Consider the following 15,003-nt stretch of genomic DNA (forward strand, 5'->3'; position numbering starts at 1 on the left):
CTGAAAGCAACACCTTTCTGCGATGAAACAGGCATCAGCATTTAGCTATCCTTTCCCTCAGAACCCCAAAAACCTCAGCAACGGTGGCGGCTGAGGTTTAGGTTTTGCCTATCGCGGCACAAGTAAGGCGGCGCCACAGTACGCCAATTTTAGAAGTCAGCCTTTACGCCTAGGGCCAGGGTCAGGAGCTGACTAATGCGCAGCCCGCCGTCGAGGTTGGTGAGGTAGCTGGCTATGTAGAGGTCATTGCTGCCCAGCTCATAGTAAAACGAGAGCTTGCGGGGCGTGCCGGTGGCCGCAATGGGCGGGGCCAGATAAGTGAGGCGGCCACCCACAAAAGGCCCGTAGCGCGAATCGGTCGAAAACCAATAATAGTCGGAAGGATACTGGCCCTTCACGCCGCTGTTGATGGTGCCGTGCGTGTAGCTGCAGAAGCCCCCTATTGTGAAGGGCAGCACCTGCACCTGCTCGGCCACGCGCATCCGAAACGGCGAATACATTAGCTTGAGCGAAGCAACGCTGAGTACGGAGCCCGCAAAGCGCTTGGGCACGTAGCCAACCAAGACGTCGGCATCAACCCGGTTATTGAAAAGAGTATAGCCGACACCGCCCGTCACCATGCCCAGCCCACCCCCGGTTTGCAGCAGCGCGTGCGTGGGGCGGTACCACTTGCGCGGCGCCAGGAGGGCGGGCACCTCGGCGATGGTATCGGCCGCGGGCGCTGCCAGGCTGGCCGGGGCCGCCAGCAACAGGGCCGAAAGCAACAGGGAGGCCATTAAAACTGAACCCGTTTGATGCGAAATTCGCGGTCGCCCCACACCGTTACCACCATGTAGGCACGCTCCGAGAAAGCATCGGAATTGACGTAGGTCACGCCGTCGTCGTAGGGCTGGCCGATGGTGGAGGAGTGGTTGTGGCCGTTCATCTCAAACACCAGGTTTTCGGTGTCGCGCAGGGCCTGGGCGTAGGGTGCGCGCAGCGCCGGGTCGAAGTCGACGTTGGTGGGCGGCACGTGCGAAACCACCACCTGCCGGCGGGCGCCGTCGAGGTTGGCGAGCTGCGGCCGCAGCCAGCCCATGTTGGGCACCTGGCCGTTGAAGTTGTATTCGCGCCCGTTGGTGTCGACGAGAATAAACTTGGTGTCGCCGTACACGAAAGAGTAGTTCAGGGCGCCGAAGATGCGCTGGTAGGTTTCGCGGCCATTACCCACCAGGTCGTGGTTGCCGACTACAGTCAGATACGGCACGTTCAGACGGCGCAGCTTCTCGTCGACCCAGCGCATTTCGCGGGCCAGGCCAAAATCGGAGATGTCGCCGGCTACCAGCAGAAAGGAGATATCGGGCTGCTGATTTACACTGGCGACCAGGGCTTCGGCCTCGTCGTAGAACTGCTGCGAGTCGCCGGTAAATACAAAGCGCAGGGTATCGCCGGGGGCTAGGGGCTGGGCTTCCAGCTTAGCCAGGTTTTTTTGGGTAAGGTTGGTGAACTCCTGGGGTACGCGGTTGTCGTTGGGGCTAAATTCCAGCAAATCGCAGCCCGACAAGCCCAGCAGGATGGCAAGTGGCGCCACGCGGAACCAGTGCCGCAAAGTAAATAATGGTGACATGATGAGGGAGCGGCACGCGGCCGCAGTACAATAAATAATCCTTTAACTACTCTTCTATCCATGTGGTTGGGCACATCTACGTATTTGCCGCTCATAATTGATTTTTACGTAGATTTTTCGTAAGAAGAGCGCGCTCGTCTAGCTCCGGCTAATTATTAGCCAAGACGAATGCCTTCTCGGATTACTTCATAGCGGGACGCATTGCCGCGTCCCTACGCCATCACGGCCAGCAGGCCCAGGGCGGCCTCCCCCAACAGCAGGCTGCCGGCGAGCTGCACGTGTGGCCGTGCCTCGGCCGGGCTCATGCCCTTGGTAAACAGCTGCCAGGCCACGTCAGGGCTCAGGCTGACCATTGCGGCGGGCGCAGCAGCATCGGGGGCCTGCAAGTCCCAGCCAGCTTGGCCTTTCCTGAGCTGCCACGTCCCGCCCAGGCTGGTCGTGATGTGAACGTGCACCACCGTGCCCTCCGGCGCAGGCATGTGCCGGTAGGCGTGTGGCAAGCCGCGCAGGATAGTTTCGGCAAAGGGCCCAAACAGCTCGGGGGTCAGGAGGCCCGGCCCGCCCACGGCGGCGTGAATCTGCTGCTGGTGGTGCCACTTCTCGGTGTATTCGCGGGCAATGTGAAACCAGTTGCGCGACTCTGTTTCGCCAGCCCAGGCCACGGCGAAAGTGGCCGGCGCAAAAGGGTCGAGCGAATTGAGGTATTCGATGTATTCGGCCCCGGACTGGGCCAAGAGCTCAATGAGCACCACGGGGCTGAGGCGGCGGGCGGCCCGCACCCAGTCGGCATTGAGGCGGTTCAGGAACGTCAGGATTCCCTGGTAGGAGTTCGGGTCGTCGGGCGCCTCGCCAAAGTACCCATCACGCAGCATGGACAGCGTGCGCAGGTTGCCGTCGAGCAGGTGGGCAGCCACGTCTTTCACGGTCCATTGCCGTGCCAGCGTGGGGCGCTGCCAGTCGGCTGGCGACAGCGAGCGCAGCAGCTCCGTGAGGCGCTGGTCGAGCACCGGAAACAGCGGCAGCACTTCAATGGGCACTACGGGCATAGGCAGGAAGTAGCCGAGCAATCAATCGGCATCCTTCTAAGGGCGAAGCTACTGCCTATAACCAGCTTGCAAGCTGCTACTTCAATACAGTTTCCACCGTAGGCAGCACTAACTCCGCCCACTTCCCCATTTGAGCACCAGAATAGTGCAATCGGTCGCGGGTAAACTGGTTGTTGTCGCCCGCTGCGGCCCGGGTAAGAGGCGTGATGTCGATAAAGGCAATGTCGCGCGACTGGCACTCCTGCCTTGCAGCTGCGTTAAATTGGTCGATTTCGGCCCCAATGCGGGCACGGTCTTGTCCGTTGGCAAAGGGCGACTGCCCCCAATCAGGAATAGAGAGCACCACAACCCGCTGCGGACGGTTGCCCGCCAAGCCCAGGGCAGTGCCCAACAACTGCCGGAACTCGGTACGATACATCGCCACCGACTGGCCCTGGTACTGGTTGTTCACCCCAATGAGCAGCGAAACCAGGTCGTATGTTTTCGTAAGCCGGGCATTCGCAATAGCTGCTGATAAATCGCCGGTAGTCCAACCGGTGCGAGCGATAATCTCTGGCTCTGCCAGCATTATACCGCGCTTGCGCCCTAGCGTAGCTAATTGCACGGGCCAGCGCTCGTCAGCTGCCGCTCCTTCTCCAATAGTATAGGAATCACCGAGAGCCAAATAGGCCAACCCTCCGGCTGTGGGGCCCGCAGGTTGCCCGCTGGGCAACATCGGACTAGGCAGCTTCTCTCTGCTACAAGAGCAAACGAGAAAAGCCAGAAAGAATAGCAGCTTGCGCATAGAGCAAAGGGGTGACGGAGTGCCGTAGATACAGCCGCCGCACCCCTTCAGGTTCAATTCCGCTCTGTTCTAAGTTGCCGGCCGAGGCTTGATACCGTCGGCAAGCTCGCAAGGTTGACGCTTGGCAAACCCTTTCTGGTCTGCCAAGCGTCTTTTGCCTTAGCCAATGGCCTGGGCCAGGTCTTCAATCAAATCCTCGGCGTCCTCGATGCCCACGCTCAGGCGGATGAGCGAGTCGCTCAAGCCCGACTTGCGGCGCTGCTCGGCCGGAATGCTGGCGTGCGTCATGCTGGCGGGGTGGCCGCTGAGGCTTTCCACGCCGCCCAGGCTTTCGGCCAGGGTGAAATACTTAAACTTTTCGAGCACGGCCACGGCATCTTCTTGGCGGTCGCCCTTGAGCACAAAAGAAATCATGCCGCCAAAGTCGCGCATCTGCTTGGCCGCGATGGCGTGGTTGGGGTGGTTTTCGAAACCGGGCCAGTACACTTTCTCCACTTTGGGGTGCTGGCGCAGGAACTCGGCCACGGCGCGGCCGTTTTCGCAGTGCCGCTGCATGCGGATGTGCAGGGTTTTGAGGCCGCGCAGCACCAGGAAGCAGTCCTGGGGGCCGGGCGTGCCGCCGCAGGCGTTCTGGTAGAAGCTCAGGCGCTGGTGCAGCTCGTCGTCTTTCACGATGAGGGCACCCATTACGGTGTCGGAGTGGCCGGCCATGTACTTCGTGAGCGAATACATCACGATGTCGGCGCCTAGGTCCATGGGCGTTTGCAGGTAGGGCGTGCTGAAGGTGTTATCCACGGCCAGCAGGGCGCCGCACTCCTTGGCCACGGCCGCGGCACCGGCAATGTCGATGACGTTGAGCAGCGGGTTGGTGGGCGTTTCTACCCAAATCAGCTTGGTGTTGGGGCCGGCCACGGCGCGCACAGCTTCCATGTCGTGCATGGGCACAAAGTGGAATTTGATGCCCAGCGGCTCGTATACTTTGGTGAAGAGGCGGTAGCTGCCGCCGTAGAGGTCGTTGGTCGAAATGACTTCATCGCCGGGCTGCAGCAGCTTGGCTACACAGTCGATGGCAGCCATGCCGGTGGCAAACGCCAGGCCGTGCTTGCCGTTGTCGAGGGCCGCCAGGGCGTCTTGCAGCTGCGAGCGGGTGGGGTTGTGAGTGCGGGAGTATTCAAAGCCTTTGTGGTCGCCGGGCGAGCGCTGCACGTAGGTTGAGGTCTGGTAGATGGGCGTCATGATGGCGCCGGTGGTGGGGTCCGGGTGCACGCCGGCGTGAATGGCTTTGGTGGCGAATTTCATAGAAAAAGGAAAGCGGGAATTTGACAGAAATGAGCAAAGGCGGGCCCGGGGCCGGCCGCTTTGGGGCGACAAGTTACGGACGCTGGCCAAGGCAAAGCTCAAATGTGGGCATAAGGTTATATTCGCCTTTTGGCTACTTCTCTCTACATTTTTTTACCCGTTTCTGGTTCTCATGAAAAAACATCTACTGCTCATTTCTTTCTTACTTGCGTCTGGGGGTGCTTTCGCCCGGCCCAAACCCGTGCCCACCGTCGCCGACAGCGTAGCCATGCGCTTGGCTGCCTACAAAGCCTACACCGACTCGATTCAGGGCACGCTGCACTACCAGCAGGGTCATATTGTGTTGCCTGGCGGCATTGGCGAGCTCACCGTGCCGAACGGCTTTCGCTACCTCGACTCGGCCCAGAGCCGCCGGGTGCTCACGCAGCTGTGGGGCAACCCCAAGAGCGAAACACTGGGCATGCTGTTTCCCACCAACCGCGGCCCGCTCGATGAGAAAGCCTGGGCGTACTCTATCAGCTACGACGCCATGGGCTACGTGAAGGACGACGACGCCGACGACATCGACTACAGCGAGCTGCTGGAGGAAATGCAAGTCGACACCGAGGAGAACAACAAAGAGCGAGAAGCCGCTGGCTACGAGCCGTTTTACCTACTGGGCTGGGCCGCCAACCCCTACTACGATAAAAACACGCACGCCCTGCACTGGGCCAAGTCCATCCGCTTTGGCAGCAGCCCCGACACCACCCTTAACTACAACGTGCGCCTGCTCGGCCGCAAAGGGGTGCTGGTGCTAAACGCCATTGGCGAGCGGGAGCAGCTGCCCGAAATCAAGGCCAGCATTCCGGGCCTACTCGCTGGGGTCAGCTTCGCCCGCGGGCAGCAATACCTCGACTTTAATGCCGACATCGACGAAGTGGCGGCTTATTCCATCGGCGGCCTCGTGGCCGGCAAGGTGCTAGCCAAGGTGGGCTTGTTTGCTATCATTCTCAAGTTCTGGAAGCTGGGCCTGCTGGCCCTGGCCGGCGCCTGGGCCGGGGTAAAGCGCTTTTTCGGGTTTGGCACAAAAGAATCGTGAGCCCGGGCTGACCCTTAGCGCAACCATAGCGTAAAGGCAACCTACTGGCGGGGCAATTCGCACACGGGCACGGCGGCCCGGTGCGGGTTGCCCCGCTCCTACCTTTGCCAGCCTATGAGATTTCTGCGCGAGCTTTTCCAAAAAAACTTCTCCACGTTGCTCACCATGTTCTTGCTGGTGGCCGTGCCGCTGCTGGGCTCCTCGTCGCTGCTGGTGCTGCTGTACCAGCGGCAGGAGCTGCTGCACAACCTCAGCCTGGTCCAGCAGCTGCTTTACTTCGTGGTCATTGCCTTCACCATGGCATTTGCGTTCACGCCCACCACGTTTGTGGCCATCGTGACGGGATATTACTTCGGCTGGATGGGGCTGCCCGGCATGGTGCTGGCGTATGCGCTGGCTTCCATTATTGGCTACGAGCTGGCCCAACGCCTCGACCACGGCAAGCTGCGCAATTTTCTGCAGCTCTTCCCCAAAGCCGAAGCCGTGCTCAGCGAGCTGCAAAACCAGAGCTGGCAGCTCATCATCCTCACGCGGTTGTCGCCGGTGCTGCCCTTTGCGCTCATGACCTTCGTGCTGGCCATCGTGGGGGTGCCGCGCCGCCGCTTCCTGCTGGCCTCGGTGATGGGCATGCTGCCTCGCAGCCTGTTCTTCTACTGGCTGGGCACCCAAGCCTCCGACGTACTGGCCCTATTGCGCGACCCTGACCAGGGCACGCTGAGCAAGGCCGTGCTCATTGGGCTGGTAGCGGCGTCGCTTTTCGGCTTATTCGTGGTCTTCAACCGGGCCTTGCAAAAGGCGCTTCGACGTGGCGCTCCCGAAAATTCGTAAAAATCTGCCGTTGATTATGAACTAGTTGTTCGCAAAACGAAACTTTTCTTGTGTAAAAAGTGCCCGTGGTTTGCACAGCCGCAATTTTGTCTCTTACCTTTGCGGTCCCATCACGGGAAACGGTTGTGTAGCTCAATTGGATAGAGCATCTGACTACGAATCAGAAGGTTTAAGGTTCGACTCCTTACACGACCACGAAAAACCCTCTCAGCGACTTGCTGAGAGGGTTTTTTATTGTCCTAGTATGCAATGAGTATGCAGCCGGTCAAACAGGTGCCAAAAGGCGTTGAATTCGGCTGTTTTCTTGGCTGGCACGACCTGCCAAATATTTTTTGGCGAAAACAGCAGAAAAAAATCACCTTTTTGCAAAGTCGACCCTATAAGCGACAAAAACACCCCCCGCTTATGAACGTTGCCCTAACTACGAATGAAATCAGCGCACTCGCTGAACAACTTGTTGCTCACATTCTCCCCCGCGTTAATGCGGCGATTCAACAAGCCTCGAAAGTTTCCCGTCCATCCCTGGCTGTGCTAACGGTGAAGGACGTCGCTGAGCAGTTGCAGTTCTCAGAGAAAACTGAGGTAGTCTAGCTAAGCCGGACAGAATTGGGACGTGGTTTGCAGATGGGTTTCGAAGTGATTGGGCGCCAGGTAACCGAGCGCAGAATGCCGCCGTTCGGCGTTATAGTAGGCCACGTGGTGGCTGATTTCGAGCTTGGCTTCGGCTAGGCCAGGAAAGCGGCCACCGTCTAGCAGTTCGGCTTTGAAGCGGCTCCAAAACGATTCGGCGTGGGTCGTACCCGATAGGGCGTTGTCGTAGCAGTTGCCCCGCCGGCTCATGCTTTGCACGGCCCCGTGCCGGGCCAGTAAGTCCTTGAAGCGGGTGGCCGTGTACTGGCTGCCCTGGTCGGAGTGCACGACGAGGCAGGCCGGTGGGCGGCGCACGGCCAGGGCCCGGCGCAGCGCCTCGCTGACCAGGTCCTCCGGCATCGTCTCGCGCACGTCCCAGCCGACCACTTTGCGCGAGCAGCGGTCGAGCCACACGGCCAGGTACAGCCAGCCGCCGCCCTGCCGGGGCAGGTAGGTGATGTCGCCCACCCACACCCGATTCGGGGCGGTGGGGGCGGGCTGGCCCAGCAAGCGGTTGGGCGCCGCGCGCACGGCCGGGTCGGAATCGGTCGTGCGCGGCACAAACGAGCGCGGCTGCTGGGCCCGTAGGCCGTGGGCGTGGAGCACGCGGCGGATGCGCCAGCGGCCCACCGCGTGGCCCTGGGCTTGCACTTCGGCCCGCAGCCGACGCGTGCCGTAGCGCTGCGCATGGTGGACGAATGCCTCGCGCACGGCCACTTGCCAGGCCGGCTCTGTTGCCGGCCGCTGCCGGCGGCGCTGCCAGGCGTAATACGCGGCCGGGGCCACGCCCAGCACTTGGCAGAGCTGGCGCACGGGCACGTGAGCGGCGCGCCGGGCAATGTGCTGGTAGGTGCTCACCGGGGCGGCTGGCCGAGCCTGCGCCTACAGCAGGCAACTGACCAAGGCTTTTTTTAAAATGTCGAGCTCCTGCTCAGCCCGCTTGAGGCGGGCCCGCAAGGCGCGCACCTCCGGGTCACGCGCTACTTCTTCACTGCCCACTTCGGCCACGAGTTGGGCCTGCTGCCAGCGGTAGAGCAGCTTGGGGCTGATGCCCTCCGGGTACGACCCAGCTGCCGCGCCGCCGCCTGCGTGCTGCGGCTTTCCGAGGCCAGGCGCAGGGCCTCGGCCTTGAACGCCTCGTTGTATTTACGCCGTTTGTCGGGCGACGCCCCGCTCTTTTTTGCTGTCATAACAGAAGAAATATACGTCCTTCTTCTGTCCGTCTTGCTTAGACCACCTCAGCAGTCCGTGTACGACCGTTTTAATCCCCCGCATGCTAACAGTACAGACTTAAATTTCGTTGAGATGGGTGCATGGCGCCAATCATAAGGTCGCTACCGGTAACGACGTATACACCGCTAGCTTAGCCGAGCACCTTCCCATCAATATACGCCTGCTGCCGGGCATCACCTTTTATGACAACTATGGCCATTACAACAAGCGGGTAAGCGGGTTCGGGAAGGCGCATATGACCGTGCTGGCTGCGTTGTTTACAGCTGAGCCCATACGTATCGGCCCCGACGCCGCCTTCGGTAACCATCATCCCTGGCTGGGGCTTGAGAAGCGAATTCGCTCACCCGTGGTACTCCCGAAGACACGAACTGGCACATGCGCTTCCGCATAAAGAGGGGCTACTATTTCCAGTCAATAAAAACACCGAGCATGAGCAAAATAAGCAGTGATGCGAAGAAATCCTTCGGTTTAGAGGTGAACGGGCCCGTGTTTTGGCCATCCATTGCCATCCTGGTTCTGAGTATCGCGCTGGTCCTCATCTTCCGGGAAAGCGCCGAGGTATTCTTCTCGAACATACAGGCTTCGGTCACGTCCAACATGGGGTGGCTGTTCATTCTGAGCGTGAACATTTTTGTAGCGTATTGCCTGTTTCTGGCCTTCGGCCGGTTCGGCAGCATCCGGCTGGGCGGCAAGGACGCCCGGCCAGAGTTCAGCACCGGTTCCTGGTTTGCCATGCTTTTTAGCGCCGGCATGGGCATTGGCCTGCTCTTTTGGAGTGTGGCAGAGCCAATCAACCACTTTCTGAAGCCGCCGCTGGGCGAACCGGGCACACCCGCGGCGGCCCGGCAGGCCATGAACTTTACGTTCCTGCACTGGGGGTTCCATGCCTGGGCCATTTACGCGCTGGTGGGGCTGGCCCTGGCCTTCTTCACCTACAACCGCCAACTGCCCCTGACCGTACGCTCGGCCTTTTACCCTTTCCTGGGAGAGCGTATTCACGGCATCATCGGCGATGTAATTGATATTCTGGCGGTGATTGCCACACTCTTCGGCCTGGCCACCTCGCTCGGCCTGGGGGTAAAGCAGGTAGCCGCGGGGCTGCACCACGTGTTCCCGGCCATCGTCAACGACGTCACCACCCAGATTATCCTGATAGCCCTCATCACCGGCATTGCCACGGTGTCGGTGGTAACGGGCGTGGACAAAGGCGTCCGCATCCTCAGTGAGTGGAATGTCCGGATTGCCCTGCTCGTACTGCTGGCGGTTTTGGTTCTGGGTCCTACCGTATTCATCCTCGGCTCCTATGTGCAGAACACCGGATACTACATCGGCAGTTTTATGCAGCTCTCCTTCTGGAACGAGGCATACAGCAACACCAACTGGCAGGGTACCTGGACGGTGTTCTACTGGGCCTGGTGGATTTCGTGGGCACCGTTTGTGGGCATCTTTATTGCGCGCGTATCCAAAGGCCGTACCATCAAGGAGTTTGTGCTCGGGGTGCTCATTGTTCCTGCCCTGCTCTCGTTCCTGTGGATGACGGTCTTTGGCAGCACCGCCCTGCGCACGGTGCTGGCCGGGAATACGGCGGTGGCCGAGGCCGTAGCTGCGGACGTGTCGACGGCCCTCTTTGTCTTTTTCGAGCAACTTCCTTTCTCGGGTGTCCTCTCGGTCATCGGCATTGTGCTCATCACCGGGTTCTTCGTCACGTCTGCGGACTCCGGGTCGCTGGTCGTGGTAAGCCTCACGTCCGGCGGCCGGCCAAACCCCTCGGTCGGCACCCGCGTGTTCTGGGCCCTGTCGGGCGGCGCTATTGCGGCGGTGCTGCTGCTGGGCGGCGGCCTGCAGGCCCTGCAGACGGCGGTCATCATCACGGGGCTTCCCTTTGCCATCATCCTGCTGTTGATGTGCTACAGCCTGCATAAGGGGTTGAGCGAAGAGCTGGAAGAAGAAACGAAGCTGGGAAGCGCCCAGCAACGAAAAGCCTATCAGCAGCTGGTGGCCGAGATGCTGGCCAAGCGGGCGCAGAAACAGGATGCGCAGACGCGGCCAGCAAGCACAGACACTTCCTCACCTCCTAACCCAGCGAAACGATGATTGCCATTAACGCGATGATGGTCTGCCTGGACCTGAGTGATATAGATGAAAAGCTGGTGGCCTTCACCCGCTTCATCTGTGAGCGCCTGCCGGTGGGCAAAGTGTACTTCGTGCATAATATCAAGGCGACCGAGCTGAGTGACGACTTCCGCGAATGGTCTGGCGGCGTGGACCTTGCCGGCGAAGTGGAAGGCAGCATAAACGACATCGTGGCCGAGCAGTTCGGCAACGCTGCAGGCTATGAGGTACTTGTTAGCGAGGAGCCGAACACGGAGGTTATCCTGGCCGACCTGGTAAAGCGCTACCAGATAGCGCTGACCCTGCTGGGCAAGAAGATGAGCGCCAAAAGCACCGGCGCCCTCGGCACCAAGCTGCTCCGTATTCTGCCGTGCAGCGTATTGGTTTACCCGGAGACGGCTACCGCAAGCATTAAAAAGGCACTGGTGCCGATAGACTTTTCAGACACCTCGGTGCATGCCCTCCGGCTAAGCCAGAACCTGGCCGGCCAGTTGGGGCTTCAGCTGGAGATACTGCACGTGTACAGGCTGCCAACCCAGTACTTTCCGCTTATCTCGGAGGAAATGGCGGTAAGCAAGGCAGAACAAATCGTGCAAGAACGGTTTGCTGCCCTGCAGCGAAAGCACAGGGAAACAACCGGAGTGCCCTACACCCTGGTGCGGGCCGCTAACAAAAGCGTAGCGGAGCGCATTCGCCTGCACCTGGGCAAGGGGAAGTACGACCTGCTGGTGCTCGGCCTGAAAGGGAGCAATGCCCTGCCGTCCTTAAGTTTTGGAAGCGTACCGAAGGAGATTTACAACATGGACCTGCCCATTCCGCTGTGGCTGGTCTATTCTGAGGAAGTGATAAAATAAGCTTTACAGTTGTAAGGTATGAGATATAGGCCTTGGTTAAAAGGTTATTGGTGCCGTAAACGCGCGCAGTTCAGTTGAAGGAGGGTTATAGGTCCTCCAAGATTTCGCGTATGGTTTCGGCTACGTCTGAATCATCCTCCACCGCTAGTTGGAGTTCCAGTATCGGCCTGATGGTCGCAGCCTCGTACTGTGTCAGCGAGTAGGCGGTCGCCATCCGAATATCAGCCATGGGGTGGTTTAGCACCTGGAGCAGGGCCGGGAAAAAGTCCGTGTGGGGAAAGGTGCTGCATAATTGCACGTTCCAATAGAGCGTGTACCTGTTGAGACGAGCCACGTCTTGCATGTTCAGCAACAGGGCTTGCGTCACCAGTTGTTCATCCATCTGAAAAAACACAAACTCCACCATTTGGTACATGCCAAACCCATCCCATCCGCCAAAGGAGTTGAGCAACAACGGCACGCAGCGCGGGTCTGGGTGCTCGACAAAGTACTTGCGTACTTCGTCGAAGGCCAACATCAACTCGGGCTGCTGCTCTAAGCCGTCATCATCGGGCATCGGTTGATGGGCTTGCAGGAAAGCCAAGGCTTCGGGAGTATTCATTGGGCCGTAAAGTACACTTGTTCAGCCAAACGGTCCGAAGGTAAACGCGGCCATTCAGTTCAAGGAGCGTTTTAAACTCACAGGGCTATTCTGATAAGTCCTTCGATTATTTCCATGGCGACCCCGTGGCATTGCAGTTGCTGAAAAATGGCGGGGGTATGGTCAATGTGCTTGGGCAGTACAAGCCGGCCGATGTGCCATACTTCCACGGGGTCGAGTTCAATCCATTCAATCTCGCGCTTCGGGACCGGCCCATAAGAAGAGGCTTCGATGTACCCTGGAACCGGCAGGATAAACCACTGGGCCCAAGCCGTAGGCGTATCCTGATTCACTAGCTTGGCCCGCGTGGCAATGGGGAAGTCGGCGGTCAGCTTATCAATCACTTCTTCAACTTTCATAACGCTTCATCTCCGAAGAGCCCTCGTTGCAGACAACATGCGGTGGTGCTTAAAGGTAGAGGGCAGTTCAGTTAAAAGGTGGCATGGTAAACGAGTCGTTTTAGCCCACGTCGAACGTGTCAAATCCTGCTTGGCGCAAGAACTGCTGCACTTGAAAATAGGGACTAGCAACATAATCAGCGTCGTAGGGCAGCCATAGCCTAAACGGCGGATTAGAATAGAACTCAAAAAGGCTCTCTGTTTCCGTATCAACCCGATTTCGGTTGGCTACGGTACGCCAAGGCGGTTGAATCCCAAACCAAGCCAATACCTTCCGTATCCGCATTGGGCGAGGCCAGAGAGCGAGCGGGGCGAAAGGTATCACGAGCCATTGACCGGCTGAGCACACTTTCATTCGGTCGTGATAGAAGATAACTTCGGTGACCGCTGGCAGGCCTTCGGCACGGGTGGGCACGACCCGCAGACATTCGGTAGACATAGCAGAAGTGAGGGGTAGACGGTGTGACGGGCATCATTTGACAAGAAGCACGCAATAAGGCTGAAGTTCAGCCAAACGGTCGTGGCTGTTGCAGAAGTCGCGAAGTTGCTTCCAGAGCCAGGCAGACGGGCGAACTAGCGGTTAGATAGACCACCCTACCGGCTTTTTAGGGGATAACTGGTTGGTAGCATCACCAGTAGAACGCATGGTTGAGAGTTCTGCAACAGCCACGGTCCGAAGGTAAACGCGGCCGTTCAGTGTAAGGAGGGTTAAGGCCCGTTGTCGGGAACCGACACGCCTCCTGCCGGGGGGTTAGAAGTAGAAAAATCGCTTCAACGTCACTTCTTTCAGCACTTGGCCCGACGACGGATGGCGGATGGTCAAGCGGGGGCCGGTGAGCTGGCACGCCACGTTCTCGAGGCGGTACTGGGCAAAGACGTTGCGAACGAGCAGCACGCCCGGCACCAGCGGCCGCTCTTGGCGCACGACGATGCCATAGGCCGTGGTGGCGCCCCCGTTGGTGCGGTACACGGCCATGTGTTCGTCGAGCTGCGCCACCTGTTCGAAGCCCCCGTCTTGGTCGTTGGCGTGCGGCGGATGGGCAATCAACTCGAATGCCAAGATGGTAAACTTGAACACCAGAATGGCCATAAACGGCACGGCCACGACCACCAGCACCCCGGTGAGCGGCCAGGCAACCCAGCGGTTGAACGCCTTCGTGATGCGCCCGATGAGGCCCACCAGGAGCAGCACGGGAAGGGCGGCGACGAGCACCGCGAACACGTCGTTGGTCCAGTGATTGGTGAAGCGCAGGAAAGGCCACTTCCAATTGAGAACCGCGAGCAGCAACACCCCCAGCAGCAGCAGCAGCAACGTTTTGGTTTTCATTGGGGGAGGCGTTCGCCACGAAAGCTAGGCAAGTTTAGGAAAAGGGTCGGAAAGCGAAACGAAGGAAATCAAGGACGATAGTCTTCGAACTCCCACAAGGCGACCCGCCCAATCTTATCCGCAAGTTGCTCCCACGTGTCCGCTTCCAACGAATTCACATATTTCGTCATGAATGCCAGGGTGCGGCTAAAATCGTACTCTTTCACCAGGAGGTAATGGCGAAGGAAATAGCACGTGTCCCCCGGATACTGGAGGCGCAAGAATTCCGGGGTCGCCACCGTCAGTTGAAAATTATCAGCTCCAGCGTGACCCACGGGGCCTATTTCAAAGTTGATGGATAACGCAAACACCACCGGATCTTCGGGCCGATACGTGCGGAAGTCTTCCATTTCATCAGAATCGTAGCTCTTAATTATAGCACGCATGGATAAGGCGGTGGAGAGTGGCTAGGCGTTCAAAATAACGGTCCGAAAAGTAAAAGGAGCGAAAAGGTCATCAACTTGGCACTGTCAGAAGCAACCCTATTACCGCGGGGGCGCTAGTGCCGGGGAATCACGGAAATGGGCTGGCCGTAAGGCCCGGGTAACGTGCTGGGGCAAGGCGCGGGTGGCTTCGTAGCCGGCCACCACGCGTTGTTCCCGCGCCGCGGGGTAGAACAGCACCTGGTAGAGGCCCTCGCCGGCCATCCGAACGGCCAGGGCCAGGGTGACGGCGGCCCCGCCCAGCACCAGCAAGTTTTGGGGGTACGTCACGCCCGCGTCGGCGGCCATGAACACCCCCCCCGCGCCGACCGCCAGGACCGTGACGCCCCCGCCCAACAACCGCTGGCCCGTGCCGCGGTGGTCCTTGAACAGGCGGTGCACCGCCGCGACGGTGTCGGCCGCCGGGTAGCGCGCGGCCAGGGGAGGCGCTTCGGCGCCCGCAGCGGTGGGCGGGGAAGCTACTTGCCCGCGGACGGCGAAAGCCGAGAGCAGCAGGACGCAAAGGAGACGGAGCATGGGAGGCAGGCAGGGGCGTCGAAAGGTAGCGCGCAACGGGCAAGGACCAACGCGGTAAGGGCCCGACATCCCAGACCAGACTGTTCAGCTAAACGGTAGAATTGATGAGCATTAGCCTCTTTAGCAACAAACGCGCCCGCCAACACCTGCCCGCCGCGCTCACCTGGAGG

Annotated in this window: 17 protein-coding genes and 1 tRNA gene; 6 read left to right on the top strand and 12 right to left on the bottom strand. The window is 59.6% G+C overall.

From position 1 onward, the window contains the following. Positions 1-149: 149 nt before the first annotated feature. The 5 genes from ACP7AJ_RS08360 to ACP7AJ_RS08380 form a co-directional block, all read right to left on the bottom strand. On the bottom strand, positions 150-776 hold the full coding sequence (locus ACP7AJ_RS08360) for a hypothetical protein (RefSeq protein WP_426059735.1): 627 nt from the start codon (positions 774-776) through the stop codon (positions 150-152). Then, on the bottom strand, positions 776-1,606 hold the full coding sequence (locus tag ACP7AJ_RS08365) for a metallophosphoesterase family protein (RefSeq protein ID WP_426059736.1): 831 nt from the start codon (positions 1,604-1,606) through the stop codon (positions 776-778). The genes ACP7AJ_RS08360 and ACP7AJ_RS08365 overlap by 1 nt, the downstream gene beginning before the upstream one ends. A gap of 212 nt (positions 1,607-1,818) precedes the next feature. Continuing rightward, positions 1,819-2,652 carry a maleylpyruvate isomerase N-terminal domain-containing protein gene (locus ACP7AJ_RS08370; protein ID WP_426059737.1) on the bottom strand — a complete coding sequence of 278 codons (834 nt, stop codon included), beginning with the start codon at positions 2,650-2,652 and terminating at the stop codon, positions 1,819-1,821. 76 nt (positions 2,653-2,728) lie between these two features. Next, complete coding sequence (locus ACP7AJ_RS08375) at positions 2,729-3,367, bottom strand: SGNH/GDSL hydrolase family protein (protein WP_426059738.1); 639 nt, start codon at positions 3,365-3,367, stop codon at positions 2,729-2,731. Between the two features lie 228 nt (positions 3,368-3,595). Further along, complete coding sequence (locus tag ACP7AJ_RS08380; protein WP_426059739.1) at positions 3,596-4,735, bottom strand: cystathionine gamma-synthase; 1,140 nt, start codon at positions 4,733-4,735, stop codon at positions 3,596-3,598. Between the two features lie 172 nt (positions 4,736-4,907). Here ACP7AJ_RS08380 and ACP7AJ_RS08385 point away from each other — a divergent pair, with 172 nt between their 5' ends. The 4 genes from ACP7AJ_RS08385 to ACP7AJ_RS08400 all read left to right on the top strand — a co-directional run bounded on the left by ACP7AJ_RS08385 (position 4,908) and on the right by ACP7AJ_RS08400 (position 7,232). Further along, positions 4,908-5,813: a DUF2167 domain-containing protein gene (locus ACP7AJ_RS08385; protein ID WP_426059740.1), complete on the top strand. Its 906-nt coding sequence runs from the start codon at positions 4,908-4,910 to the stop codon at positions 5,811-5,813. Between the two features lie 114 nt (positions 5,814-5,927). Next, positions 5,928-6,641 (top strand): TVP38/TMEM64 family protein, encoded by a 714-nt coding sequence (locus tag ACP7AJ_RS08390; protein ID WP_426059741.1) that lies wholly within the window; start codon positions 5,928-5,930, stop codon positions 6,639-6,641. Positions 6,642-6,762: 121 nt separating this feature from the next. Continuing rightward, positions 6,763-6,836 (top strand) — tRNA-Arg (locus ACP7AJ_RS08395). Positions 6,837-6,896: 60 nt separating this feature from the next. Next, complete coding sequence (locus ACP7AJ_RS08400) at positions 6,897-7,232, top strand: hypothetical protein (protein ID WP_426059742.1); 336 nt, start codon at positions 6,897-6,899, stop codon at positions 7,230-7,232. Here the strand turns inward: ACP7AJ_RS08400 and ACP7AJ_RS08405 are convergent, their stop codons facing one another. Beyond that, complete coding sequence (locus ACP7AJ_RS08405; protein ID WP_426059743.1) at positions 7,233-8,129, bottom strand: IS3 family transposase; 897 nt, start codon at positions 8,127-8,129, stop codon at positions 7,233-7,235. A 24-nt stretch (positions 8,130-8,153) separates the two neighbouring features. After that, positions 8,154-8,279 carry a hypothetical protein gene (locus tag ACP7AJ_RS08410; RefSeq protein WP_426059744.1) on the bottom strand — a complete coding sequence of 42 codons (126 nt, stop codon included), beginning with the start codon at positions 8,277-8,279 and terminating at the stop codon, positions 8,154-8,156. A 654-nt stretch (positions 8,280-8,933) separates the two neighbouring features. Here ACP7AJ_RS08410 and ACP7AJ_RS08415 point away from each other — a divergent pair. Both ACP7AJ_RS08415 and ACP7AJ_RS08420 read left to right on the top strand, forming a co-directional pair. Then, positions 8,934-10,598, top strand: a complete 1,665-nt coding sequence (locus ACP7AJ_RS08415) for a BCCT family transporter (protein ID WP_426059745.1) — start codon at positions 8,934-8,936, stop codon at positions 10,596-10,598. Further along, complete coding sequence (locus ACP7AJ_RS08420; protein WP_426059746.1) at positions 10,595-11,470, top strand: universal stress protein; 876 nt, start codon at positions 10,595-10,597, stop codon at positions 11,468-11,470. Before ACP7AJ_RS08415 ends, ACP7AJ_RS08420 begins: the two co-directional genes overlap by 4 nt. Positions 11,471-11,555: 85 nt before the next feature. Here ACP7AJ_RS08420 and ACP7AJ_RS08425 read toward each other — a convergent pair whose 3' ends face one another. The 5 genes from ACP7AJ_RS08425 to ACP7AJ_RS08445 form a co-directional block, all read right to left on the bottom strand. Next, complete coding sequence (locus ACP7AJ_RS08425) at positions 11,556-12,071, bottom strand: hypothetical protein (protein WP_426059747.1); 516 nt, start codon at positions 12,069-12,071, stop codon at positions 11,556-11,558. 77 nt (positions 12,072-12,148) lie between these two features. Then, the gene (locus ACP7AJ_RS08430; RefSeq protein WP_426059748.1) at positions 12,149-12,469 is read right to left on the bottom strand and encodes a DUF6678 family protein; all 321 of its coding nucleotides are present in this window, start codon (positions 12,467-12,469) and stop codon (positions 12,149-12,151) included. A gap of 790 nt (positions 12,470-13,259) precedes the next feature. Beyond that, positions 13,260-13,835, bottom strand: a complete 576-nt coding sequence (locus tag ACP7AJ_RS08435) for a hypothetical protein (RefSeq protein WP_426059749.1) — start codon at positions 13,833-13,835, stop codon at positions 13,260-13,262. Positions 13,836-13,903: 68 nt separating this feature from the next. Further along, positions 13,904-14,260 carry an immunity 8 family protein gene (locus ACP7AJ_RS08440; RefSeq protein WP_426059750.1) on the bottom strand — a complete coding sequence of 119 codons (357 nt, stop codon included), beginning with the start codon at positions 14,258-14,260 and terminating at the stop codon, positions 13,904-13,906. A 99-nt stretch (positions 14,261-14,359) separates the two neighbouring features. After that, a complete protein-coding gene (locus tag ACP7AJ_RS08445) occupies positions 14,360-14,833 on the bottom strand; it encodes a hypothetical protein (RefSeq protein WP_426059751.1) in 474 nt (157 codons plus the stop codon). Positions 14,834-15,003 lie beyond the last annotated feature (170 nt).

Source organism: Hymenobacter sp. B1770 (assembly GCF_049896385.1).
Classification (GTDB): Bacteria; Bacteroidota; Bacteroidia; order Cytophagales; family Hymenobacteraceae; genus Hymenobacter.